Genomic DNA, 23,733 nt, shown 5'->3' with positions numbered 1-23,733 from the left:
GCCTCAGAGCTCCTCTTCCACCCCCGGCTTGATCGTGCAGTCAGCCAGGGGATAGCTGACGCAGAGCAGGGCATAGCCCTGAGCGATCTGCTCATCGTCGAGGAAACTCTGATCCGACTGATCGACACTTCCGGAGAGGATCTTGCCGGCACAGGTGCTGCAGGCACCGGCCCGGCAGGAGTAGGGCATGTCGATCGACTGCTCCTCGGCCGCATCGAGGATGTACTGATCGTCGGGACAGCTGAAGCTCGTTCCGTCTTCCAGGGTGATGGTGAAGGAGGCCATGGCCGGGGTGCTGCGGATGGAACTCTGTCCTGATTAGGCAGGTCCTGGGGGGGATGGGGTAGTGCTCGTCACACAGGGCCAGGCCGCTGGGCCTGGAGGGCGACGCCTCGGTTCGTGTGGTGGCATGAACACACGTGGCCTCGAGCGCTTGCATTGCCAGACCCCTGGGCCTGTCAATGGAGGGGAGCTCGCTGGAGAGATGCGTGGTCAGGGTGCTGGTTCCGGCGGAACAACGGCTACGGGAGCAACGGGTGGCCGCCTCGCCGGAAACGGTTCGCCGCCTGTTGGCCCGGGGGTGTGAGATCTCCCTCGAACAAGGGGCGGGTCTGGCCGCCGGATTCAGTGACGATGCCTACCGGGAGAGCGGCGCCGCGATCGTTTCGGTGGGCTGCTCCGAGAGCTGGGGCCGGGCCGAGGCGGTGTTGTGTGTTCAGCCCCCGCTGGCCGAGGGGGATGGCGGCAGCGGTGGTCTCGAACGCCTGTCCGCCGGCTCGGTGCTGGTCGGTCTGCTCGACCCGTACGCCAACCGCCCCCTGATCGAGCGCCTCAGTGCCGGGGGGGTGTCGGCGATCGCCCTGGAGCTGTTGCCCCGCATCAGCCGGGCCCAGTCGATGGATGTGCTCTCGTCGCAAGCCAACATCGCCGGCTACAAGGCCGTGCTGCTGGCGGCCGCCGAGCTGGATCGCTTCTTCCCGATGCTGATGACGGCGGCCGGCACCGTCCAGCCCGCCAAGGTGCTGGTGCTCGGGGCCGGGGTGGCCGGCCTGCAGGCCGTGGCCACCGCCCGTCGCCTGGGGGCGGTGGTGAAGGTGAGTGATGTGCGGCCCGCGGCCCGGGAGCAGGTGGAATCGCTCGGAGCCCGCTTCATCGACCCCCCCGCCCGCGAGGCCCCCGGCGAGAGCGGTGGCTATGCCCGCGAGGCGGGCGCCTCCTTCCTGGAGGCCCAGCGCCAGCAGCTCACCACCCACCTGGCCGAGGCCGACGCGGTGATCACCACCGCCCAGGTGCCGGGGCGCCCGGCCCCCCTGCTGATCACCGAGGAGATGCTCGGTGCCCTGCGGCCGGGTTCGGTGGTGGTCGATCTGGCCGTCTCGAGCGGTGGCAACTGCGCCGGCAGCCAGCCCGATCGCACGGTGGAGATCGGAGGAGTGCGGATCATCGGCGCTTCCAACCTGCCCTCCACCGTTCCCCACCATGCCAGCGCCCTTTATGCCCGCAACCTGATGGCGCTGCTCGAATCCCTGCTCGCCGAGGACGGCCTGACACTCAATCCGGAGGACCCCTTGCTCGAATCGTGCCTGATCACCCATGGGGGGCTCTGTCGCCGCTCCGACCTCTGGCCTTCGCTTGAGGAGGTGGTGGCATGAGCGGCGGACTCGGCCTCACCCAGGCGCTCTGGGTGCTCGTGCTCGGTAGCCTTCTCGGGCTGGAGCTGATCGGCAAGGTGCCCCCCACCCTGCACACTCCCCTGATGTCCGGGGCGAACGCGATCAGCGGCATCACCCTGCTGGCCGCTCTGGCCCTGATCAGCGAGGCGCCCAGCCCGGCGCTGCGGGCCGTGGGAGCGGTGGCCCTCGGCTTCGCCCTCTTCAACGTGGTCGGGGGCTTCCTGGTCACCGACAGGATGCTGGCCATGTTCCGACGCAAGGAGACCACCTGATGGGCGAATTGACGATCGAACTGGGCGCCGTGCTGCTGCTGGCCTTCGGCCTCAAGGGTCTGGCCAAGATCCGCACCGCCCGCAGCTCCAATGGCCTGGCGGCCCTGGCCCTGGTCCTGGCCGTCGTAGGCCTGCTGGCCCAGCAGGGGCTGGCGGGCTGGCCCTGGATGCTGGGGGGGCTGGCCGCCGGGGGAGGCCTGGGGGCGCTGCTGGCCTTCCGGGTCGCCATGACCGCCATGCCCGAGACCGTGGCCCTGTTCAACGGCTGTGGCGGCATGTCGTCCCTGCTGGTGGCCCTCGGGGCCGTGCAGCTGCCCGGCGGATTGAACCTCTTGGGTCAGGTGTCGGTGCTGGTGTCGGTGCTGGTGGGGGCGATCACCTTCAGCGGCTCCCTGGTGGCGATGGGCAAGCTCAAGGAGTGGATCGGCACACCGCCCTGGACCCTCAAGCCCCAGCGCCATGCGGTCAACATCCTGATGACGGTGGCCTGCCTGGTCTGCTGCGCCCTGGTGCTCAAGGGCCTGCTGCTGGCCCTGATTCCCCTCACCGTGCTGGCGTTGCTGCTGGGAGTGGGCCTCACCCTGCCGGTCGGCGGTGCCGACATGCCGGTGGTGATTTCCCTGCTCAACTCCTATTCGGGTGTGGCCGCCGCCGCCGCCGGCTTCGTGGTGGGCAGCGAACTGCTGATCGTGGCCGGAGCCATGGTGGGCGCCGCCGGCCTGATCCTCACCCAGGTGATGTGCACGGCGATGAACCGCTCCCTCCCCTCAGTGCTCTTCGGCGGCGCCCTCGGCGGCGCCCCGAGCGAGGACGGTGCCGCCGGCGGCCGTGAGGACTACACCAATGTCACCTCCTGCAGCCCCGAGGAGTGTGCCCTCACCCTCGAGGCCGCCGAACGGGTGATCTTCGTGCCGGGCTACGGCCTGGCGGTGGCCCAGGCCCAGCACAGCCTCAAGGAGCTGGCCCGGCTGCTGGAGACCCATGGCGTGGAGGTGAAGTACGCCATTCACCCGGTGGCGGGGCGGATGCCTGGCCATATGAACGTGCTGCTGGCCGAGGCCGACGTGCCCTACGACCAGCTGATCGAGATGGATGCCATCAATCCGGACTTTCCGCGGACCGATGTGGTGATCGTTCTCGGGGCCAACGACGTGGTGAATCCCCGCGCCAAGAGTGACCCCTCCAGCCCCCTGTACGGCATGCCCGTGCTGGAGGTGGATCAGGCGCGCTCGGTGTTCGTCGTCAAGCGCAGCCTGGGTTCGGGCTATGCCGGCATCCGCAACGACCTGTTCGAGCTGCCCCAGACCTCCATGGTCTTCGGCGATGCCAAGCAGGTGCTGCAGGCCCTGCTCCAGAACCTGCGCGAGCTGGGGGTGGGCAAGGTGCCCGTTGGTTCGGGCAAGGCCAGCTAGGCCGTCGTCAGCTCACCGCCACCGCTGAGCGCCAGGGCCTCGTTTCCGCGGGGTTGACCGTCGTTGCCGCTTCGGGCCGTGGGCGGCCGGCCTGGTGCCAGACCGTCCGAAGACTGCGGGCCAACGCGACGGCCGCCGCCGCTCCATCGATCACCACCAGGACCATCCAGAGCAGCAGCACCACCCACCGCCGGGAGGAGGAGGTTGAGGAGACCGGTGGTGTGATGATCACCGGCTGCCGTCTCGGCGCCGGTGCGGGTGCCTCCGCCGCTGCTGTCTCGGGCTGGGGGACCCCGGCCGTCAGGGCACCGTCCCTACCGGCATCGGCGAGGGGCTCGTATCCAGGGTCCGCCTGGACCTGGCTGAGCCGTTGATCGGCCGGTTCCGGTCCTGGGGGCGGGGCGTGGGTGGCAGGAACCACGACAACGCCGTTCGGCCGGGGCCGCAGGGGAGCTGTCCAGGTCCGTTCGCTGCTCCGGTTCGCCTGCCGCAGACGGGTGTAGAGGGTGGGGTTCATGGCGATGGCCGGACAGCGATGGGACGGGCCCTGCAGGCATGATCCCAGTTCCGCCCGCCTAGAGTGGTGGTCTTGCGCGGATTGCTCCGATTTCCCTTCTGACCCACCCAGCTCCGGGACAGGAGCAGACCCGTTCGCTCACCCCCGCCGTCGTCGATTTCGCCTCCTTCGGTCTCTCCGAACCTCTCCTCAAGGCCATCGCCGCCAAGGGCTACACCACTCCCTCGCCGATTCAGATCCAGTCGATTCCCGCCGTGCTCGGCGGACAGGATGTGATGGCGGCCGCCCAGACCGGCACGGGCAAGACGGCCGGCTTCACCCTGCCGATGCTGGAGCGGTTGCGCCACGGCCCCCATGCCCGCAACAACCAGGTGCGTGCCCTGGTGCTCACCCCCACCCGGGAGCTGGCGGCCCAGGTGGCCGAGAGCGTGCGCGACTACGGCCGCTACCTCGATCTCCGCAGCGACGTGGTCTTCGGTGGCGTCAAGGTCAACCCGCAGATGCAGCGGTTGCGTCGCGGTGCCGACGTGCTGGTGGCCACCCCCGGCCGGCTGATGGACCTGTATCAGCAGAACGCGATCCGTTTCGACCGGCTCGAGATCCTGGTGCTCGATGAGGCCGACCGCATGCTCGATATGGGCTTCATCCGCGATATCCAGAAGATTCTGGCCCTGCTGCCCCCGAAGCGGCAGAACCTGCTCTTCTCCGCCACGTTCAATCCCTCCATCCGCCGACTGGCCCAGGGTCTCCTGCACCAGCCGGTGCAGCTGCAGGCCACCCCGGAGAACCGGGCGGCGCCCCTGGTGGAGCAGGTGATGCACCCCTGCGACATGGCCCGCAAGGGGGATCTGCTCTCCCACCTGATCCGGACCAATAACTGGCAGCAGGTGCTGGTGTTCTCCCGCACCAAGCACGGCGCCAACCGGCTGGCCGAGCGGCTCTGCCAGGAGGGGGTGACCTCCATGGCCATCCACGGCAACAAAAGCCAGGGGGCCCGTACCCGGGCGCTGGCCAGCTTCAAGAGCGGAGAGCTGCGGGTGCTGGTGGCCACCGATCTGGCCGCCCGCGGCCTCGACATCCAGCAGCTTCCCCATGTGGTGAACCTCGACCTGCCCAACGTGGCTGAGGACTATGTCCACCGCATCGGGCGCACCGGCCGGGCTGGCCAGAGCGGCCACGCCCTTTCGCTGGTGGCCGCCGAGGAACATGAACTGCTGCGGGCGATCGAGAAGCTGATCGGCAACCCCCTGCCCCGGCAGGAAATCCCTGGCTTCGAGCCCACCATCCTCTCGGCCCCCCCCCTGGATCTCAGCGGCGGGCGGGGCAAAGGGGGGGCGCGCCGGGGAGGTGGCGGTCAGCGGGGTGGTCCAGGCGGCCCTGTGCCACGCCGCAACGGCCCCCGCAGCGGCACCCCCCGCAGCCAACCCCTCTCGCGGGAAAGCCGGCCCCGGGGGCGGGGCTGAGTCCGTCCACCCGCCGCCCGGGCGGGGGAAGAATCAGCTGGGGCCCTTCAGGATCCTGGCCGCAGGGCATCCTCCTCCGGGGGTGTGGGGGAGGTTGGGAGCTCCTCCTTTCCCCAGCCCAGGATCATGCCGGTGACGGGAATGGCCAGGAACACCCCCAGCAGGCCCGCCAGCCGCTCGCCCACGAACAGGGCAAAGAACAGCACCACCGGGCGGATCTGCAGGGCCCGGCCCATCACGCGGGGATGGACCACATTGTCCTGGATCTGCTGCAGCACCACCGAGGCGATCACCACCTGAAGGGCCAGCCACTGGCCCTGGGTGAGGAACACCACGCTGGTGGCCACGATCACCCCGAGGGTGGCGCCGATGCCGGGGATGGCATCCAGCACCCCCACCACGATCGCCAGGATCAGGGAGAACTTCACCCCCAGCAGGGCGAACACCAGAAAGCTGGCCAGGCTCAGAAACAGCATCAGGGTGATCTGGCCGCGCAGGAACCCCAACACGTTCTTCTGCACGCTGCGGTCGAAACGCCCGCGCACCTCCGCAGGCAACAGCTGCAGCACCTGGGTCCAGGTGGCGCCGTTGTCCACCAGCATGTAGACCACGATCACCAGCAGAATCACGCCGGCGAACACGTTCGAGAAGGCGCCACCGATCATCCCCAGGCCGCTGCCGAGGCTGCTGCGCAGCAGGTCCAGCACCTGGGCCAGCTGAATCGTCTTGAAATAATCGTGGAAGGGCAGATCGGGGCGCTGCAGGCCCAGCACCAGATCGTTGAGCAGGCTGCTGCCCTGGTTGATCAGCTGGAAGCCGAGCACGGCCACGAACAGGCTGCCGCTGCCGAAGGCGGCCAGGCCGGTGAGCAGGATCGCCAGGCCCCGGCTGCAGCCCAGGGCCACCAGCCGGCGCACCGGATACTCCAGCAACACCGCCAGCACTGCTGCGGCGATGAACAGGGTGAGCACGGGCCGGAAGAAGGCCACCAGCTGCACCAGCGCCCAGCCGCAGGCGAGCAGCAGCAGGAACCGCAGCAGCGCCGATTGGTTCAGCCCCTGCCAGGGCGGCGTGTTGGGTTGGCTCATGGTGCTGCGGATCGCCGGGGAAAGTGGATCCAACCATGCTCTCCGATGGAGCCGGGCCCGGCTCCCCACCGTCACCCTCGGCACCCTCCCCGGCCGGACCAGCCCCCGCAGCCCCAGGTTCGCTGAGCCCACTCAGGATCCAGATGCCGGCGTCGCGGTGCAGACCCGCGGGCTGCCCGTCTGGTTTCATCCCAGCCGATCCCCCAACCGGGCCCCCAGCTGCTGCAGCAGCGCGTCGTCCCTCAGGGCCCGTTTCCCCTCCAGTTGGGCCTCCCGGATCAGCAGGGGGCAACCGCCGGTGGCCACCACCAGACCGGTGCCCCGGGCCCGCTCCAGCACGTGGCCGGGATCCGCAGCCCTGGCTTCGGCCTGGGCGGTGGATCCCGGCTCGCCCCACCGGTGCGCCAGCGCGGCGCCGGCTGGCGTGAGCCAATCGCTCAGGCGCGGCACCAGGGGCTCGGTGGCGAGCAGTTTGAGGCGCCGTTGCCCCCACGGGCTCACGGCCCCTGGATGCAGACCCATCACCCGCCGGTGGATGGCCAGGGCGGAGGCGCTCCAGTCGATGTGGGCATCCTGCTTCTGCAGCAGCCGCGCCTGGGTGAGGCCCTCCCGGCTCTGGGGTTTGAGGCCAAGCCCGTGCCAGCGCTCGGCTTGCGGGCCTGGCCCCACCCGGGCAATCCGGGGCATCGCCTCCACCAGCAGCTCGGCGGTGAGCCGGCTCAGACGCACTCCCAGTTGGGTGGCGTTCTCCAGCAGGTCGATCGTGACCCGCCGCTCCAGCAGCACCGGCCCCGTGTCAAGGCCCTCCTCCATCGCCATGATCCCCACGCCGGTGTCGCTGTCGCCTTCGATCAGGCACCACTGGATCGGGGCGGCGCCGCGCCAGCGGGGCAGCAGCGAACCGTGGCCGTTCCAGCAGCCCAGCGGCGGCTGGGCCAGCACTTCGGGGGGCAGCAACTGTCCGAAGGCCACCACCACTGAGGCCTCCGCCCCCAGCGCCGCCAACTGCTCCTGGGTCTCCGGCTCGCGCCGGATCCGGCAGGGGGTGAGCACCGGCAGTCCCAGCTCCAGGGCCCGGCTCTTCACGGCCGAGGGCACCAGGGTCGAACCACGTCCGCGGCGCCGGTCGGGCTGGCTCACGACCCCCACCAGCTCATGGCCTGCCAGCACCAGCGCCTCAAGGCTGGGCACCGCATAGCCCGGAGTGCCCCAGAACAGGATCTTCATGGCGGGCTTGTCCGCAGGTGGGCCTCAGGACTCGCCGGTGATCGAGAGACCCTCCACCCACACGTGGGGGGAGAGGCCGTCGGGGGTGATCTTGGGCTCCCCCTCGAAGCCCACCAGTCTCTTCAACAGGGTGCGGATGTCACCGGCCACCGTGGCCGCCTCGATCGAGCGAGCCTCCCCCCCCCGCAGCAGCCAGCCATCGAAGGGCAGGGAAAAGGACCCCTGGCTGGCCTTGACCCCGGCATGGAGAGCTGAGAGGGAATCGATCCAGACGACCCCATCGGCGGCGTGGCGATCGAGCCCGGCGGCGCCGCCTCCGGAGCCGGGGGTGGCGCCGATCTCGAACCAGTGGGGCCCCACCGACACCTTGGCTCCCAGGCCGGCATGGCCGGTGGGCGGCTGGCCGAAGGCGCGGGCGGTGGCCTCCGAATGCAGGAAGTGGGTGAGCCGTCCTCCCTCCACCAGGGGCAGAGGCCGCACCGGTGTGCCCTCCCCATCGAAACTGGAGGCGCCCACGTTGCCGGGATGGAGGCCGTTGTCGTGGATCGAGAGGAACGGGGCGGCCAGGGGCTGGCCCAGAGCTTCGCGGCTGCTGAGGCTGACGCCATCGAGCACGGCCCGGGCGTTGAACAGGCTGGAGAAGGCCCCGATCAGATCGAGGAAGGCTTCGGGGCTAAAGATGCAGCAGTAGCGGCCGGTCTCGATCGGGGCGTAATCGAGATGGCTGATCGTCAGCTGGGCCGCCTCCTCGATGCAGCCGGACACATCGAGCTGATCGGCGCCGTAGGCCAAACGTACGGCGCCACTGCTGCGGGGCTTCCGGCCCGCTTCCTCGGCCCTGGCGTAGAGGTAGAGGCTGGCGGTGGACAGGCGCTGCTGGCGGCAGGCACCGTCACTGTTGAGGTAGAGGCGATCGCTGGAGCGCTGGGCCAGGCCGTTGTACGGCACTGTGCTGATGGCTGGATGGCGCCCGAGCAACTCCCGTTCCGCCCCCTGGAGGCGACCGAGCAGCTCGAGGATCGGCAGGGGGGGGCTCAGGGGCTGCTCCAGAGGCGCCAGAGGGGCGGTGGCCTCGGAAGAAAAGGCGGGGGTGTCGTCGGGATTGCCGTAGGCACTGGCATCACGGGCGCCGGCCAGGGCCCGCACCAGTCCGCCCTCGGACAGATCACTGGTGCTGGTGATCCCCACCAACCCGTCATCGTTCCAGACCCGCACTGTCAGCGAACTGCGCTGGGCTCCCTTGAGCTGTTTCGCCTCGCCCCGGTCGACCTGAACGGAGGTGTCGGTGCTGCAGGCGGCCCCGAGGTCCCAGCGGCGGATGGCCAGGTCGCTGGCCAGAACCTGGAGCCGTTCACCCAGGCGGGCGGCATCGAACTGGTCCGGGGCGGTGCCGGCCGAAGCGGTGCTGGTGCTGGCCATGCTCAACGGCCTCCCACGGTGATGGCGTCCACCTTGATGTGGGGCTGGCCGACAGTCACGAAGATGCTGCCGCTGATGGAGCCGCAGAAGCCCGCCGCCAGCTCCAGATCGTTGGCGCACATGGAAATCCGGGGCATCACTTCCCGGGCTTCGCCGATCAGCGTGGCGCCCTTGACCGGCTTGGTGAGCGCGCCGTTCTCGATCAGATAGCCCTCCTCCACGGCGAAATTGAATTGTCCGGTGGGTCCCACACTGCCGCCCCCCATCGATTTGCAGTAAAGACCACGCTCCACCGATTCGATCAGCTGCTGGGGAGTGTGGGGACCGGCCGCGATGTAGGTGTTGCGCATGCGGCTGGCGGCGGCGAAGGAGTGGCTTTGGCGGCGGCCGCTGCCGGTGCGGGGGTGACCGGTGCGTAGTTCGCCGGCTCGGTCGGAGAGAAAGCGCTTCAGCACGCCGTTTTCGATCAACACGGTGCGCTGGGGCTCCATCCCTTCGTCGTCCATCGAAAGGCTGCCGAAGGCCCCGTCGCTGACCCCTTCGTCGATGGCGGTGACGGCTTCGTGGGCGATCGCCTGCTCCACCTTGTCGGCGAAGGGGGTGGTGCCCCGCTCCACTTGGGTGGTTTCGAGCAGGTGGCCGCAGGCCTCATGGAAGATCACGCCACCGAAGCGGTTGGCCAGCACCACCGGGTAGGTGCCCGCTTCCACGTAGTCAGCGTGGAGCATCGAGGCGGCGCTGGCGCAGAGATCAATCGCGGCGGCATCCGGGTCCCAGCGGCGCAGGTCGTCGGGGGTGCCGGAACTGCCGTAACGGCGACCCAGGCTGGCCCGGTGCTCGCCGTCGGCGGCGAGGGTGTTGAGCCCCACCGATTGGTGCAGGCGGATGTCGTGGGCGAACGTGCCGTCGCTGGCGGCCACCAGCACCTCCTGCCAGTCCCGTGCGTAGCTGCCCCGCCGCGCCTGCAGGTGGGTTCCGTGGCGCTCCAGCAGGGCCGTGCCCTCGAGCAGCCGCCCGGTGGCTTCCGCTAGGCCGGGGCAGTGGGTGAGCCAGTCGGCCTTGGCAGCGGCGTGGTCGCGCAGGGCCGCCAGCCCCTCGAAGTCGGAGCGGCCGGCGCCATGGCGCTCGAGGCCGAGCATGCCGAGCGCCTGGTCGAGAGCACGCAGGAGCCCCGCCTCGCTCAGGTCGTTGGTGGAGACGAACCCATCCCGATCTCCCCGGAAGACCCGGATGCCGGCGCCCCGGCCGAAGGCCGGACTGACACTGGTGATCCGGTCCTGCTCCGCCAGCACACCCAGGTGATCGGTACCCTCAAGGAACAGCTCCACGAGGCTGGCTCCGGCCGATCGGCCGGCGGCGAGCACGGTCTCCAGCTGGGGCCGCCAGCCGGTTCCGAACAGATCAGTGCTGGTTGCTGCGGCGGGGGAGGGAGCGAGCACGGCAGGGGGTGGAGTGGGGACTGGGGTGGCTCTGCCGCAAGGGGGAACGCTGCTGGGCCAAGCCGGGATGCGGCCATGCTGGCGAACCCTGTGGCTCTCCGCGCCGCTGGCGGGGATCAGCTCCGCGGCCTGGTGCAGCGGCGGGGTTCAGCGGATGGCGGGCTGGAACCGATCGCTGGGGATCGGGGCCATCAGGAACAGCTTGGCCATCTCCAGCCCGTTGGCGGCCCAGAAGGGGAGCTTGCGAAGGGCCCGGACCGGGGCGGGAGCGTCACTCTGGTCGGCGGCGGTGAGGGCCGCGTTGTTCTGCACGATGCGCTCGAGTCGCACGTAGAACTTCGGATGCTCGACGTTGAGCACCACCGGGAAGACCCGGGCGGAGGTCACGTTGGTTTTGGCGATCACGACCTTGTCGTAGGCGCGGGCATCAAGGCCAAGGGCTTCGTAGAACTCCTTGCGGGCCACGTCGCGGACGTACATGGTGGCGAACACGGCCAGCAGGAAGAACCGGCACCAGAGACGGGCCTGCAGACCTCGCACCGTGTCGGGCTGGGCTTTCATCAGGGCATCGAAGAAGTCGCCGTGGCGGTTTTCGTCCTGGCACCAGTTCTCGAAGAAATTGAAGATCGGGAAGATCTTGCTCTCCGGATGCTTCTCGAGGTGGCGGTAAATGGCAATGTAACGCCAGTAGCCGATCTTCTCAGAAAGATAGGTGGCGTAGAAGATGAACTTGGGCTTGAAGAAGGTGTAGGCCTTGTTGGCGGTCAGGAACCCCAGGTCGAGCTGAAGGCCGAAGTCACCCATGGCCTTGTTGAGGAACCCGGCATGGCGGGCCTCATCACGGGCCATGTGGGCGAAGCACTCGGAGAGCAGGGGGTTCTTGGTTTTGATGCGGCGGCTCAGCTCCTTATAGAGCAGAAAACCGGAGAACTCCGAGGTGCAGCTCTGCTCGAGAAACTCGACGAAGACCTTGCGGGTTTCCGGATCGAGCTTGTCGGCGGCACCTTCGAATTCCTCGTTACGAACGAAGTGGTGACGGTTGTAGTCCTTGCGGAACTCCTCGCAGATCGCCTCCAGCTCAACCACATTGGGGCGCAGGTCCATCGCGGCCATCGCCTCAAAATCTGTGGTGTAGAACCGCGGCGTCAGGATGGTGTCCTTGACGGGGTCCTTGAAGGCCGGAGCCTGGCTTCCAGCGGTGGCGGCGGGAGCGGCGATCGGGGGCACCATTCGGGCGACGGATCAGGGCGATGGGGCCATCGTAGGCGGGTTCCAGCCAGGGCAGCCGGAGATGTGAAGCGCCGGCCGAGCGCCGGAAGGAATGGGCCGGTTCAGTTGGGACCGAGCCACTTCTGGCCGTTCAACCGGGAGATCACCCGGGACACCAGCAGGGGGAGTGTCATCTTTTTCTCATCGCCGAGGAAGGGCTCCAGCAGGCTCGGGGTGCTCCCTCCCTCGGCCAGGGCGATGGTCTTGGTGGCCGTGATGGCGGCCTCGGTGAAGCAGAGCCAGAAGCGACGCTCGCCGGGGAAACGGCCCTGCACCATCCAGCAGGGGAGCCCCACCACGGGCATCGGGCCCTGCTCAAAGACGAGCTGGGGAGCGGGACCGCCATGGGCCTCGATCGCCTGGGTCAGGGACGGGAGAAAGAGCTGGGGAATGAACTCCGCGAAGGGTTTGTCCTCGGGCGCGGGGGGCTTCGCCTTGGCCGGGGCCGGGGCAGCCGCCGGTGTGGGTTTGGCGGGAGCGGGGCTGGCTGAGTCACTCACCGGCGCAGACCTCGTGTCGAAACAGTGGTGAAAACTCTAGGCAGGTCGTCTGGATCGCTACCAGTCGTCGCTGACGCCACTGTCCCAGCCTTCGCTGTCGGAGACTCCGGTCGATGGGCTGCGCGCCGTGGCCGCCCCGGCGGTGGGGGCCTGCTCCGTCGCCGAACCGCGACCGCGGCGGAGGATCCGGAATGGGACGGCCACGGTGGGAGCGGGATCCTGGGGGGAGCGCTCCGGCTGGGCCGGGGATCGGCCGGTCTCCCTGCCCTGGCCGGCGGGCGGGCGTCTGGCCTGGGCCCGCTCCTCCCAGGGCTCGGGGTCGACACCGCCTCCGGAGAAGGGATCGCTGCGGCTCCGCCGCCGCATCGGCAACCGCTCGGCGGGCTGGAGGGCCAGGGCGGTGAGGCCGGCACTCAGCGCCGCCCCCCCAGCGGCCGCCGCCCCGATCCAGAGGCCGATCGGCAGGGCCGGTGAGGTCCAGATCAGCAGCCGCAGCCGGGTGTTGGGGCGGGGGTTGAGCGCTGCCACCAGCAGCACGGCCAGCAGGGGGGCCAGCAGGGGGATCAGCAGGAGACGGTGCAGCACGGAGGGGGCCTCTGCTCCTCAAGGATGCGTTCAGCGGCCGGAAGGCACCGGCACGGGGCCCTCCCAGCGCTTCAGGGCACCGAGGTCGTAACCCAGACAATCGAACACCCGCACCACCAGAAAATCCACCATCTCCTCGAGGCTGGTGGGCCGGTGATACCAGGCGGGAATGGGGGGGGCGATCCGGGCGCCCGCCTCGGCCAGGGCGGTGAGGTTGCGCAGGTGGACCAGGTTCCAGGGCGTCTCCCGCGGCGCGATCACGAGCGGTCGCCCCTCCTTGAGGTGCACATCGGCCACCCGCTCCACCAGATCGAGGGCCACACCACTGGCGATCCGCCCCACCGTTCCCATGCTGGCGGGCAGAATCACCATGCCACGGGTGGAGAAGCTGCCGCTGGCGATGGCCGCCGCCTGGTCATTCCAGCGGTGGCAGTGCAGGGTTCCGCCGCTGCTGCCGGTGCGCTCCCGCCAGAAGCGGCTCTGGAGATCGGGCTCGGCGGGAATGCGCACGCCCTGCTCGGCCAGCCAGACGCCGATTGCCCCCCGGCTGGTGATCAGCTCCACCGTGTCGCCGGCCTCCAGGAGGAGCTGCAGGGCGCGCTCCGCCAGGGGCATGGCGGAGGCGCCGGAAACCGCCAGCACGACGGGGCCCAGCGGCGGGCCAGCCGGTGGAGCCATTGCTCACGCCTCCTGAGCGTCGTTCGGGGCGGTCCCCCCGAGGTCGTCGGCCGGCGGGGTCCGGGCGTCGCCGGAGGCGAGCTCGTCCTCCTCCCCCACCAGCACGGCCAGATCGATCTGGTGACGCAGCACGTCCACCTTCTGGATCTCCACCTCGACGCGGTCGCCCAGCCGGTAGGTCCGGCGGTTCTTCCGGCCCACCAGGCGGTTCTGGCGCGAGCGGTACTCGTACCAGTCGTCCTTCAGGGAGCTGACATGCACCAGACCCTCCACCTGGGAGGGGGGGATCTCCACGAAGAACCCGTAGCTCTGGATGCCGCTGATCACCCCTGTCAGGGTCTGCCCCACCAGCGGTTCGGCGGCCCGGGCTTGGGCCATGGCCAGCAGGTCGGCCTGCAGCTCGAGCACGAACCGGGAGCGGGCGTTGAGCCGCTGGATCAGGGCGGGGCTGCGTCCGTGCTGCAGCTCGGCCAGCAGGGTGGGTGTCAGCAGGGGCCAGTCGATCGCGCCGTGACAGCTCGGGCCGGCCAGGTCCACCCTGGTTTTGTGGCGGACGCTGGGCCGGTCCTTGCCCTCGCTCAGCAGCAGCACCAGCAGCTGCTGGTTCCAGAGGTCGGCGTAGTGCACCGAGGGCAGGGTCCAGGGGGCGAAAGCCACGCTCTCCGCTGCCAGGCCATGGGGCGCGGGTGTGGCGCTGAGCTGCACCGGCGGAAGGATCTCACTGAGCTGGCGTTGGAGGACCCGGCTGCGGTCGGTGGCGGCGAAGGCGGCTGTCAGCTCCGCCACGGCCGGCGCATTGCCGTCGTCGGCCAGCTCCAGGGGAATGTCGAGCCCGAGGGCCGCCTTGGCCACCTCATTCACGTCGGTGGCATCGGCGGGGGGGTTGACCGCGAACAGGGCGGGCAGGCCGAGGGCGGCGAGATGGCGGCCGAGGGCCTGGCCCGCCGGCAGCAGCAGCTCCCGCAGCAGGGCCATCGGCTGGTGGGGCGGAAGCTGCACCAGCCAGCCCTGGCGGCGTTCTTCAGGGTCCGGGATGGCCAGATCGCCGAGGCTCTCGAGGGCGGGCCTGGGCAGGTCGAGGTCGATGGAGCCGGCGGCCAGGCGCCGCTGGCGCAGGCTGGCCGCAAGCGCCAGAAGGGCCTCCAGCTGGGGTAGCTGCTCCTTGACCGGCTTGAGGGCCGCGGGGACGGTGCGGGCCTTCGGTTTGCGCTCCGCCAGGGCCTGAAGTGCCGCCGCGCCGATGCTCAGATCGGGCTTGATCGTGGTGAGCGCGAAGTGGTAGTCGCTCAGAGCCCCCTCGGCGTCGAAGCGCAACGCCACCGATACCGCCGCCTGGGCTTCGCCGCTCCGGAACGCGGCGGCCTTGCCGAGGGTCGGGCTCAGCAGCGGCAGCCAGCGGCGACCCAGGCAGAACGCCTCGGCCCTCTCCCGCAGCCAGAGGTCGAGGGCCCCGGAGGGCCCGAGCCGTTCCGCCACGGCCGGGCTGTGGATCCAGAGGCGGGTGCCCTGACCGTCCTGCTCGATCGAGAGGGCGGGCAGGGTCGGGGCCTCCTGGCCGCTCCAGCCCTCGATCAGCAGCGTGGGCAGGGCCACCAGATCGGTGCGGCTCTTGTCGGCGGGAACTTTCAGGCTGGAGCGGGGTGCCGTCGGACGCTGCCGGAGCCCGTGCTTGGTGAGCAGCAGGTCGAGATCGGCCTCCTCCCCTCCATGGATGGGCAGGCGCCGGGCCACATGGCCGAGGGGGGGGAACTGGGCCAGAGGGTAGCGATCGAGCCTGATCTCCACCACCGACTCCTTGGCGGGGTCGAGATAGACCGCGTCGGTCTCGGGCAGGTCCACCGTCGTGAGCAGACGATCATCGAGGGGCATGGCCACCAGGCGCTCATCCTGCTGCTCCACCTGGGCCAGCAGGGAGGTGGTGGCTCGCTCGAGGATGCACTGCACCCCTCCCTCCGGTGAGCGGCGGCGTCCCCCTTCGCGGGTGATTCGAACGAGCACCCGATCACCGTTCCAGGCGTGGTTCAGCTGGTGGTCGCGGATGTAGATGTCCTCTCCGCCGTCATCGCGCAGGGCGAAGCAGAAGCCCTTGCTGGAACAGCGCAGGCGCGCGGCGATCAGGCTGTCGTCGTGACGCAGCAGCACCCCGGCCTCGTTTTCCTCGAGCAGGCCCACCCGGCTGAGACCGCCCAGGGCGATGCGCAACTGCTGCTTGTCCGGCTTGAGCGTGAGGCCGAGGGCCTTCTCGAGCCTGGCGAGCGGTAAGGCTTCCGAGGCGGGGAGCTGGTCGAGCAGGTCGGCGACCGTGAACTTCATCGGGGCGTCAGGGAAGGGAACAGGAGCTGGGCTGGGCGGCGAGCCGGCCGGGCCTGCCCAGCTCCAGGCCCGGCCGGCCGTGAACACCGAGGAGGGCGCGGAGAAGCCCCGTGGCGTCGGCCTCCAGATGTCGACTTTACGGACCCTCCTGCCCCGCCCGCAGGATCAACCGCAGCCCGAGGACCAGAAACCCCAGCGAGGCCGCCAGCTGGAGCGCGTCGGCGGGGATCAGCGTCGAGAGGGATCCTCCCGCCAGGGCCCCCAGCAGGCTGGCCAACACCAGGGCGCCGGCGCTGCCGAGGAACACCGCCAGGGGGTTGGGCGTGGTGCCGCTGATCGAGACGATGGTCAGCTGGGTCTTGTCCCCGAGTTCGGCCACGAACACGGTCAGGAAGGTGGAGGCCAGGAGGGGCAGCTGCATGACGTCAGGAGGTGAGGAGGCCGACGATGGCCTGGCCCCCGAGCCAGAGTCCCAGGGACACCATCAGCAGGCCGGCGATCCACTCCAGCCGCTGTTGCGGCAGAACGGAGGCCAGCCAGCGGCCCAGCAGCACCCCCACCAGGCTCGAGCAGATCAGGGCGAAGGCCGCCCCGATGAACACCAGCAGCGGCCGGCCCGACTGGGCGGAGAGCAGCAGCGCGGCCAGCTGGGTCTTGTCCCCCAGTTCCGCCAGGAAGACGGTGGTGAAGGTGGTGAAGACGATGGCCAGGAAATCCGGAGCGCTGGAGGCCGCGGGGTCCAGGGCCTCCGCCCCGGAATCCAGGGCCTCGGCCCCGGAGTCGAACCGGTCGCTCATGGCCGGCCCGAGGGAGTGGACGGATCCGGAGCGGGCCGGCGCGTGGCGCGCTCGAAGCGGCGTAACACGCCGCTTCGCCCCCCGTACTCCTGGCGGATCTGCTGCCGGCAGCAGGCGATCGCGAAGGCTTCGGCCTGCTCGGCCGGCACCCCGAACAGCGGTGCCAGGGCACTGACCCGGCAGAAGTCGGGGCGCTCGTCGTAGATGCGGCAGCGCCGCCCGCCGCTGTCGAAGTGGAGGCACCAGCCGTCGGGTCCGACCATGGCGAGATAGCGCTCCCGCTGGGGGGGGCTCAGGGCCTTGAGCGCCTCGCCGCGCTCGGCCGGATCCAGGCGGCAGCAGGCCCCGCAACCCTGAATGCAGCTCCAGTGGGTTCCGCCGCTCATCGGGTCCGCCCCCGCCGCTGTGACAAGCCGTCACAGTGGCATGCCACGGCCGCTCCTGCCGGGCTCAACGGCCCGTACGCTGAGCCCAGGACTGCCCCCTGAGTGCCGCATCCATGGGAATCGATTTCCATCTGATCGCCAATTTCCTCGCCCTGGCCCTGATCACCCTGGCCGGTCCTGCGGTGATCTTCATTCTCTTCTACCGCCGCGGCGCTCTCTGAGCGCCAGCCGGACCCAGGTCCGTCAGGCTCCCAGTCCAAGGGCCAGGGAGGCTTCTTCGATCAACGCCCGCAGTTGGGCGGGCAGATCCGTGGCCGGCAGACAGGTCTTCAGTTCCCGTCCTTCCGGATTCCTGATCAGCAGAGCGTCCCCCTGCCGGGAGCAGCGGTAGGCGCGGTCGCCACGCACCAGCACCACCTCTCCGTCTCCGCTCGCCCGCAGTCCCACGACCTCCAGCTGGAGACGCTCCTCCCCCTGCCAGGTGTCGCAGCGCAGCCGGAAGGCCACATCCACATGCTCGGGGAGTCGGCCGTCCCCCTGCCAGCGCCAGGCGATCGCCCGTTGCCGGGCGCCGTTCTGCTCGAGGCTCAGCTGGAGATGGCCGCCCCGCACCAAGCGCTGCTCGATCACCCGGCAGCCGGAACTCCAGAACACCGGCGCCGGTAGCCCCGCGCCGAGGGGTTCGAGCCGCTGCAGAGCGCGCCAGAAGTCGCGGCTGATCCGATCCAGCGGGAGCCGGGCCTCCGGCTCCACCGGTGTGCCGCGGCTGCGCCCGGCCAGCCAGTCGCCGGCCAGACCGTTGAGGGCGGCGTGGAGTTCGGCCACCCGTTCGGCCCGAACCGTGAAGCCACCCGCCGCCGGATGTCCCCCGTAGCGCTCGAGCAGGGCGTCGCAGTGCCGCAGCGCCGCATCCACGGCGAAGCCGCGGGGGGCCCGCACCGAGGCCCGCAGCCGGCCCTGGCCTTCCGAGGCCAGCAGGGCCACCGGCAGGCCGAACCGTTCCACCAGACGGGCGGCCACCACCCCGATCACGCCGTGGTGCCAGTGGGTCTGGGCCAGCAGCAGGAATGGGGTGCCCTCGGGACCATCGGCCTCGACCAGGGCCGTGGCTTCCGCCTCGATGGCGTCGCAGAGCTCCCGGCGCTGCCGGTTCAGGGCTTCGCAGTCCTGGGCCAGCTCCATCGCGCGGCTCCGGTCGTCGGTGGTGAGCAGGTCCACCACCAGGGCCGGATCGCCCAGCCGTCCCACGGCGTTGATCCGCGGGGCGAGCCGAAAGGCGACCGCCGTGGCGTCGAGCGGGATTTCACCCACGCCCGCCAGCCGTTGCAATGCCTGAAGCCCCGGCAGGGTCGTCCCATGCAGGCCCGGCAGGCCCTCCCGCAGCCAGCGCCGGTTCACCCCCAGCAGTGGAGCCATGTCGGCGATCGTGCCGATGCAGAACAGGTCCATCGCCATGGCGGTGGCGTCGGGGCGGCCGAGGTCGGTGGCCAGGGTGCGACCCAGCAGGTAGGCCAGTCCCACCCCCGCCAGTCCCTGGTAGGGGGACCCCGGGGGGGTGCAGGCCGGATGGAGCAGGGCCAGGTAGGGAGGCGGCTCGGGCGGAAGGGTGTGGTGATCGGTGAGGATCACCTCCAGCTGCAGCTGGAGGGCCCGCTCGAGCGCTGCGCTGGCGGCGATGCCGTTGTCCACCGTGACCAGCAGCCGCACCCCCTCCGCCGCCAGGCGCTCCACCATGGCGACGTTGAGGCCATAGCCCTCCTCCATCCGGCTGGGGATGGCCGCCCGCGGGCGGGCCCCCAGGCCGCGCAGCACCCCCACCAGCAGGGCGGTGCTGGTCATGCCGTCGGCGTCGTAGTCGCCGCAGATCGCAACCGCTTCGCCGGCCACACAAGCCTGGCGCAGCCGCTGGACCGCCACCCCCAGATCGGCGAAGTGGTGATGGGGGTCGGGCGCCTCCGGTGGATTCAGCAGGGCCTCGATCGCCTCCGGGCTGTGGTAGCCACGTCGGGCCAGCACCGCCAGCAGCTCGGGCGGGAGTCCGCCGGTGCTGCCCCCTCTGCCGGGGGCGTCGGGGGGAGGGTTGGGCAGGGGAGCCGGCAGTTGCCAGCGCTGGAGGGGGAGACGGGGCTGCAGGGGGGTGGGACGCTGACCTGCGCATTCTGGGCTTCCGGCTGGATTCCGGGTCTGGGTCCACTCCATGACTGCCCCTTAGCCTGCTGGCCATGCCAGCGGTGTCCCGGAAGCATTCCCTGCGCGCCCTGTTGTGGGACGTGGATGGAACCCTGGCCGAGACCGAGCAGGAGGGCCATCGGGTGGCGTTCAACCGGGCTTTCGCCGCTCTGGAGCTTCCCTGGCACTGGGACCCCACCACCTACCAGAGCCTGCTGGCGGTGAGCGGCGGCAGGGAGCGCCTGCGCCGGTTCCTGCTGGAGCGGGAGGGCATCGAACCTCCCCAGGCCCTGCTGGAGGCCCTCTGGCTCCGGAAGCAGACGCACTACGCGCACCTGGTGGCTCAGGGGGTGGTGGGGCTGCGGTCGGGGGTCCGGCGGCTGATCGCGGCGGCGGCGGCGGCAGGGCTGGAGCAGGCCATCGTCACCACCAGCGGTCACCGTGCCGTGACCGCCCTGCTGGACCGGCAGCTCGCTGACCTGAAGGCGGCCCTGATCGTTCGGGTCTGCGGGGAGGACGTGGCGGCCAAGAAGCCGGATCCCGAGGCGTACCGCCTGGCTCTGGACCGGCTGAAGCTGGCCCCTCCCCAGGCGCTGGCGATCGAGGATTCCCCCCAGGGTCTCCAGGCCGCCACCGGCTGCGGCCTGCGCACCCTGGTGACCCTCAGCGGCCCCACCTCCCGGCAGCCCCTGCAACCGTTCGACGGTGCCGCCGCCGTGGTCGATCAGCTGGGCGACCCGGGCACCCCCACCACCGTTCTGTGTGGTCCGGCTTGTGCCCAGGGCCAGATCACGCTCTCCTATCTGCAGGAGCTAGCCCGCCAGCCGGAGTCCCCCAGCCCGTGAGCCGCCTGCCCACCCAGTCGACCCGGTTCCAGTCCCTGCTGGATCGTCTCGGGTCGGTGCTGTTCGCTGGCCTGGCAGGGAGCTGGCGTCGGCGCTCGCTGGCCTTGCTGGCCCTGCTGGCGGGTCTCTTCGCCGGGAACACCCTCACCACCCTGGTGCTGATCCGGCTCGGCTTCCGGCCGTTGGTGGTGCTGCTGCTGGTGGGGGCGGTCGAGCTGGTGAGCCGCCTGCGCAGTCGCTGGGTGACCAGGGAACCATCCCTGGGCTGGATCGTCTGCGACAACGTCCGGATCGGACTGGTCTATTCCGTGGCGCTCGAGGGGTTCAAACTTGGATCGTGAGTCCGACCATCCCCCCCGCCCCTCCGCCCTCCGGGCCCCATCGGCGCCTGCTGGCCGCCTGCGGGGTCCCCGATCCCTCCCGCTGGGAGTGGGACTGGCGTGAACGGCTCACGACGCACAACTGGACCGGCCCGGGCCATCGCTTCGAGGACCTCCGCGGTCTGGCCCTGCCCCTGCTCAGTCGTTGTCAGCGGGGGGCGGGACCGGGACGCCCCCTGCTGATCGGTCTCAACGGTCCGGTGGGGGCCGGCAAGAGCCGGCTCGGCCTGATCCTGCGGGAGCTGGCTCCCCTGCTGGGGCTCCGGCTGGCGGTGGCCTCGATCGATGATGCCTACCTGGAGTGGCCGGAGCGTCGCGATCGGCTGGCGGGCAACCCCTTCGGTGTGTCTCGGGTGCCGCCCGGCAGTCACGACGTGGCTCTGCTGCTGGAGCGGATCGCCGGCTGGCGATCGTCGCGGCGGCTGGAGCTGCCTCGCTTCGATAAACGGCTCTGCCAGGGCCAGGGCGATCGCGCCGGCTGGCTGGTTCAGGAAGCTGACGTGGCGGTGCTGGAGGGTTGGCTGATCGGTTGCCGCTCCCTGGGCCCGGCGGAGCTGGAGCAGCGGCTTGACAGCCTGGGGGGGGCTTCGGCTCTGGGCCTCAGCCCGCCGGAAGCCGACTGGCTGCCCCACTGGGATGCTGAGCTGGCGGCCTATGCCCCCCTCTGGGCGGAGCTCGATGGGGTCTGGATGCTGCGCCCGATCGACTGGCGTTTCCCCCGGAGGTGGCGGTTTCAGGCCGAGGCCCGCCAGCGGCGGGAGCATGGAGAGGCTCTCGACGCCGCCTCCCTGGCCGGCCTGGTGCGCTCAAGCCTGGTCTCCCTTCCCCCTCCGCTCTATCAGGATCCGCTCTGGCGCCTGCCCAACGACGCTGCGGCGATGACGCTGGGGTCTGGGCGTGGGCCGGAGGCGATGGCGGTGCTCGATGGGCGTCGCCGCTGCCGCTGGATCGGAACCGGTGCAGAGGCCCGCGCGGCTCTTGCCGTGCACGGGGCCGGCCGGATTCAGCTCTCGTCCTCGTCGCTCGACTCGTCGATGGGATAGACGAAGCCCTGGGCCCGTCCGCTCAGCACGGCCTTGCCGAGGGAGAGTGCCTTGCGGGCGGCCACCGTGGCCTTGGCTTTCCAGTGGGCATGGCGTTGATTGCGCTTGCCCTTGGAGGTTTTCTTCTTGGGGACAGCCATCCCGAACGCTCGACCAAACGAAGATCCTCCGCCGGCATGACCCCATCCGTCAAATCGCTAAGCTCGCCCCAGAAGCAGAACCCTGTGAGCAGCGCGCATCCGGTGCTTCCTCTCTGGCCTGAGGGAGTTCCTGCTGTCCTCGCCACAGTGGCGGAGGGCGCCACCGCACCGACCGCTCCATCCGGGGCTCCGGCGGCCTCCGGAGCCGACCCTCCGGAATCGGCCACCGCCCCGCCCGACGATCCCGCCGCCGCGGCGCCCGCGGCGGCGGAGCGCCCCAGCCTGTTCCGTTCCCTGGTGGGCGAGCGTCCGACCCCACCTCCCTCCTACAGCGAGCTCCTGCAGCTGATCCGCGACGGCAAGGTGAAGGACCTGGAGTTGTCCCCCCGCCAGCGGGAGGTGGAGGTCCGCTTCGAGGACGGAAGCCGCACGAGTGTTCCCGTTTTCGCCAACGACACCTTGCTGCTGCGTACCGCCGAGCAGAGCCAGGTGCCCCTCAACGTTCGGGATGACCGCCAGGACGACGCCACCGCCGGACTGCTGGTGAACGTCCTGCTGGTCGTGCTGCTGCTCGGCGGGCTGACCCTGCTGATCCGGCGCTCCTCCCAGGCGGCGAGCAAGGCGATGGGGTTTGGCCGCAGTCAGCCCCGGCTCCAGCCGGAAGGCACCGTCAGCGTGCGCTTCGAGGACGTGGCCGGCATCAACGAAGCCAAGCAGGAACTCCAGGAAGTGGTGAGCTTCCTGCGCCAGCCGGAACGGTTCACGGCCCTGGGGGCCAAGATCCCCAGGGGCGTGCTGCTGATCGGTCCCCCCGGCACGGGCAAAACCCTGCTGGCCAAGGCGATCGCCGGGGAGGCGGGTGTGCCGTTCTTCTCCATGGCGGCTTCGGAGTTCGTGGAGCTGTTCGTCGGGGTGGGAGCCAGCCGCGTCCGCGATCTGTTCAAACGGGCCAAGGAGAAGGCGCCCTGCATCATCTTCATCGACGAGGTCGATGCGGTCGGACGCCAGCGGGGTGCCGGCATCGGCGGTGGCAATGACGAACGGGAGCAGACCCTCAACCAGCTCCTCACTGAGATGGATGGCTTCGAGGAAAACTCCGGCGTGATCCTGCTGGCCGCCACCAACCGTCCCGACGTGCTTGACGCCGCGCTCACCCGTCCGGGACGCTTTGACCGCCAGATCCAGGTGGACCTGCCCGACCGGAGGGGACGGGAAGCGATCCTGGCGGTGCATGCCCGCAGCCGCCCGCTTCGACCGGAGGTGTCCCTGGCCAGCTGGGCGGCGCGCACCCCGGGATTCTCCGGGGCCGACCTGGCCAACCTGCTCAACGAGGCCGCCATCCTCACGGCCCGCCGCCACCAGGACGGCATCGACGACCTGGCCCTGGGCGATGCCCTCGAGCGGATCACCATGGGGCTGTCCGTGGCGCCTCTTCAGGACAGTGCCAAGAAGCGTCTGATCGCCTACCACGAGGTGGGCCATGCCCTGCTCACCTCCCTGCTGCCCCAGGCCGACCGGCTCGACAAGGTGACCCTGCTGCCCAGATCCGGTGGGGTCGGGGGTTTTGCCCGCACCACTCCCGATGAGGAGATCATTGATTCGGGCCTGATCAGCAGGGCCTACCTCCGGGCCCGGCTGGTGGTGGTGATGGGGGGGCGTGCCGCGGAGCTGGTGGTGTTCGGACCGAGCGAGATCACCCAGGGGGCCTCCGGCGATCTGCAGATGGCCACCCGCATCAGTCGGGAGATGGTCACCCGTTACGGCTTCTCTCCCCTCGGTCCGGTGGCCCTCGAGGGCGATGCCGGCGAGGTCTTCCTGGGCCGCGATCTGATCCACACCCGCCCCAGCTACGCGGAGAGCACGGGCCGGGCCATCGATGCCCAGGTCAAGGGACTGGCCTGTGAGGCCCTGGCCCAGGCCGTGGCCCTCCTGGAGCCCCGCCGGGAGCTCCTGAATGCACTGGTCGAGCGGCTGATCGAGCAGGAAACCCTGAGCGGAGAGGAATTCCGGCAGATTGTGGAACGCTACGAGCGGGGCGATGAGGGGAGGTCCGCCCGCGGACCGCTCCACGGAAGGGAGCTCCCGGAGCCTGCCCTGCCCTGAATGGGCCCGGCAGGG

The 23,733-nt window shown here is 70.2% G+C and carries 25 protein-coding genes; 9 read left to right on the top strand and 16 right to left on the bottom strand.

Annotated features, from left to right (window positions below):
• Positions 1-3: 3 nt before the first annotated feature.
• Positions 4-285: a 2Fe-2S iron-sulfur cluster-binding protein gene (locus ACWJI7_RS05265; RefSeq protein WP_479935909.1), complete on the bottom strand. Its 282-nt coding sequence runs from the start codon at positions 283-285 to the stop codon at positions 4-6.
• Positions 286-488: 203 nt separating this feature from the next.
• Between ACWJI7_RS05265 and ACWJI7_RS05260 the strand changes: the two genes are divergently transcribed.
• The 3 genes from ACWJI7_RS05260 to ACWJI7_RS05250 are packed head-to-tail and all read left to right on the top strand — an operon-like array spanning position 489 to position 3,357.
• A complete protein-coding gene (locus tag ACWJI7_RS05260; RefSeq protein ID WP_479935907.1) occupies positions 489-1,652 on the top strand; it encodes an NAD(P) transhydrogenase subunit alpha in 1,164 nt (387 codons plus the stop codon).
• Entirely contained in the window at positions 1,649-1,945 is a 297-nt protein-coding gene (locus ACWJI7_RS05255) for an NAD(P) transhydrogenase subunit alpha part 2 (RefSeq protein WP_479935905.1), read from the top strand. Before ACWJI7_RS05260 ends, ACWJI7_RS05255 begins: the two co-directional genes overlap by 4 nt.
• Positions 1,945-3,357, top strand: a complete 1,413-nt coding sequence (locus ACWJI7_RS05250; protein ID WP_479935903.1) for an NAD(P)(+) transhydrogenase (Re/Si-specific) subunit beta — start codon at positions 1,945-1,947, stop codon at positions 3,355-3,357. The genes ACWJI7_RS05255 and ACWJI7_RS05250 overlap by 1 nt, the downstream gene beginning before the upstream one ends.
• Positions 3,358-3,364: 7 nt before the next feature.
• Here the strand turns inward: ACWJI7_RS05250 and ACWJI7_RS05245 are convergent, their stop codons facing one another.
• Positions 3,365-3,874, bottom strand: coding sequence for a hypothetical protein (locus ACWJI7_RS05245; protein WP_479935901.1), 510 nt, complete (start codon positions 3,872-3,874; stop codon positions 3,365-3,367).
• Between the two features lie 197 nt (positions 3,875-4,071).
• Between ACWJI7_RS05245 and ACWJI7_RS05240 the strand changes: the two genes are divergently transcribed.
• The gene (locus tag ACWJI7_RS05240; RefSeq protein ID WP_479936021.1) at positions 4,072-5,337 is read left to right on the top strand and encodes a DEAD/DEAH box helicase; all 1,266 of its coding nucleotides are present in this window, start codon (positions 4,072-4,074) and stop codon (positions 5,335-5,337) included.
• A gap of 47 nt (positions 5,338-5,384) precedes the next feature.
• Here ACWJI7_RS05240 and ACWJI7_RS05235 read toward each other — a convergent pair whose 3' ends face one another.
• The 12 genes from ACWJI7_RS05235 to ACWJI7_RS05180 all read right to left on the bottom strand — a co-directional run bounded on the left by ACWJI7_RS05235 (position 5,385) and on the right by ACWJI7_RS05180 (position 17,038).
• Complete coding sequence (locus ACWJI7_RS05235; protein ID WP_479935899.1) at positions 5,385-6,425, bottom strand: AI-2E family transporter; 1,041 nt, start codon at positions 6,423-6,425, stop codon at positions 5,385-5,387.
• A 186-nt stretch (positions 6,426-6,611) separates the two neighbouring features.
• A complete protein-coding gene (fmt, locus tag ACWJI7_RS05230; RefSeq protein ID WP_479935897.1) occupies positions 6,612-7,652 on the bottom strand; it encodes a methionyl-tRNA formyltransferase in 1,041 nt (346 codons plus the stop codon).
• A gap of 24 nt (positions 7,653-7,676) precedes the next feature.
• Complete coding sequence (locus ACWJI7_RS05225; protein WP_479935895.1) at positions 7,677-9,071, bottom strand: TldD/PmbA family protein; 1,395 nt, start codon at positions 9,069-9,071, stop codon at positions 7,677-7,679.
• A 2-nt stretch (positions 9,072-9,073) separates the two neighbouring features.
• Positions 9,074-10,471, bottom strand: a complete 1,398-nt coding sequence (locus tag ACWJI7_RS05220; RefSeq protein ID WP_479936019.1) for a TldD/PmbA family protein — start codon at positions 10,469-10,471, stop codon at positions 9,074-9,076.
• 186 nt (positions 10,472-10,657) lie between these two features.
• Positions 10,658-11,740, bottom strand: coding sequence for a magnesium-protoporphyrin IX monomethyl ester (oxidative) cyclase (acsF, locus tag ACWJI7_RS05215; protein WP_479935893.1), 1,083 nt, complete (start codon positions 11,738-11,740; stop codon positions 10,658-10,660).
• 101 nt (positions 11,741-11,841) lie between these two features.
• Positions 11,842-12,279 (bottom strand): DUF2996 domain-containing protein, encoded by a 438-nt coding sequence (locus tag ACWJI7_RS05210; RefSeq protein ID WP_479935891.1) that lies wholly within the window; start codon positions 12,277-12,279, stop codon positions 11,842-11,844.
• Positions 12,280-12,336: 57 nt separating this feature from the next.
• Positions 12,337-12,864: a hypothetical protein gene (locus tag ACWJI7_RS05205; RefSeq protein ID WP_479935889.1), complete on the bottom strand. Its 528-nt coding sequence runs from the start codon at positions 12,862-12,864 to the stop codon at positions 12,337-12,339.
• 30 nt (positions 12,865-12,894) lie between these two features.
• Positions 12,895-13,542, bottom strand: coding sequence for a flavin prenyltransferase UbiX (locus ACWJI7_RS05200; RefSeq protein ID WP_479935888.1), 648 nt, complete (start codon positions 13,540-13,542; stop codon positions 12,895-12,897).
• Positions 13,543-13,545: 3 nt separating this feature from the next.
• Positions 13,546-15,855, bottom strand: coding sequence for an RNB domain-containing ribonuclease (locus ACWJI7_RS05195; protein ID WP_479935886.1), 2,310 nt, complete (start codon positions 15,853-15,855; stop codon positions 13,546-13,548).
• Between the two features lie 136 nt (positions 15,856-15,991).
• Positions 15,992-16,276, bottom strand: a complete 285-nt coding sequence (locus ACWJI7_RS05190; RefSeq protein ID WP_479935885.1) for a TMEM165/GDT1 family protein — start codon at positions 16,274-16,276, stop codon at positions 15,992-15,994.
• Between the two features lie 4 nt (positions 16,277-16,280).
• The gene (locus tag ACWJI7_RS05185) at positions 16,281-16,652 is read right to left on the bottom strand and encodes a TMEM165/GDT1 family protein (RefSeq protein ID WP_479935884.1); all 372 of its coding nucleotides are present in this window, start codon (positions 16,650-16,652) and stop codon (positions 16,281-16,283) included.
• The gene (locus tag ACWJI7_RS05180) at positions 16,649-17,038 is read right to left on the bottom strand and encodes a YkgJ family cysteine cluster protein (protein ID WP_479935883.1); all 390 of its coding nucleotides are present in this window, start codon (positions 17,036-17,038) and stop codon (positions 16,649-16,651) included. Before ACWJI7_RS05180 ends, ACWJI7_RS05185 begins: the two co-directional genes overlap by 4 nt.
• Positions 17,039-17,151: 113 nt before the next feature.
• Here ACWJI7_RS05180 and psb30 point away from each other — a divergent pair, with 113 nt between their 5' ends.
• A complete protein-coding gene (gene psb30 / locus ACWJI7_RS05175) occupies positions 17,152-17,259 on the top strand; it encodes a photosystem II reaction center protein Ycf12/Psb30 (RefSeq protein ID WP_094510689.1) in 108 nt (35 codons plus the stop codon).
• Positions 17,260-17,281: 22 nt separating this feature from the next.
• On the opposite strand, the gene recJ is transcribed toward psb30, so the two are convergent.
• Positions 17,282-19,237, bottom strand: a complete 1,956-nt coding sequence (recJ, locus tag ACWJI7_RS05170; protein ID WP_479935882.1) for a single-stranded-DNA-specific exonuclease RecJ — start codon at positions 19,235-19,237, stop codon at positions 17,282-17,284.
• Between the two features lie 23 nt (positions 19,238-19,260).
• Here recJ and ACWJI7_RS05165 point away from each other — a divergent pair, with 23 nt between their 5' ends.
• The 3 genes from ACWJI7_RS05165 to ACWJI7_RS05155 are packed head-to-tail and all read left to right on the top strand — an operon-like array spanning position 19,261 to position 21,475.
• On the top strand, positions 19,261-20,052 hold the full coding sequence (locus ACWJI7_RS05165; protein ID WP_479935881.1) for an HAD-IA family hydrolase: 792 nt from the start codon (positions 19,261-19,263) through the stop codon (positions 20,050-20,052).
• Positions 20,049-20,393, top strand: coding sequence for a DUF565 domain-containing protein (locus ACWJI7_RS05160; protein ID WP_479935880.1), 345 nt, complete (start codon positions 20,049-20,051; stop codon positions 20,391-20,393). The genes ACWJI7_RS05165 and ACWJI7_RS05160 overlap by 4 nt, the downstream gene beginning before the upstream one ends.
• Positions 20,390-21,475 (top strand): hypothetical protein, encoded by a 1,086-nt coding sequence (locus ACWJI7_RS05155; RefSeq protein ID WP_479935879.1) that lies wholly within the window; start codon positions 20,390-20,392, stop codon positions 21,473-21,475. Before ACWJI7_RS05160 ends, ACWJI7_RS05155 begins: the two co-directional genes overlap by 4 nt.
• Here ACWJI7_RS05155 and rpmF read toward each other — a convergent pair.
• Positions 21,436-21,615, bottom strand: a complete 180-nt coding sequence (gene rpmF / locus ACWJI7_RS05150) for a 50S ribosomal protein L32 (RefSeq protein ID WP_479935878.1) — start codon at positions 21,613-21,615, stop codon at positions 21,436-21,438. The genes ACWJI7_RS05155 and rpmF overlap by 40 nt on opposite strands.
• Positions 21,616-21,897: 282 nt before the next feature.
• Here rpmF and ftsH point away from each other — a divergent pair, with 282 nt between their 5' ends.
• Positions 21,898-23,718: an ATP-dependent zinc metalloprotease FtsH gene (ftsH, locus tag ACWJI7_RS05145; protein WP_479936017.1), complete on the top strand. Its 1,821-nt coding sequence runs from the start codon at positions 21,898-21,900 to the stop codon at positions 23,716-23,718.
• Positions 23,719-23,733 lie beyond the last annotated feature (15 nt).

This window comes from Cryptocyanus atlanticus LEGE 06306, assembly GCF_056633155.1.
Note: the sequence above shows the minus strand (reverse complement) of the source record. Positions and strands in the feature narration are given on the sequence as shown.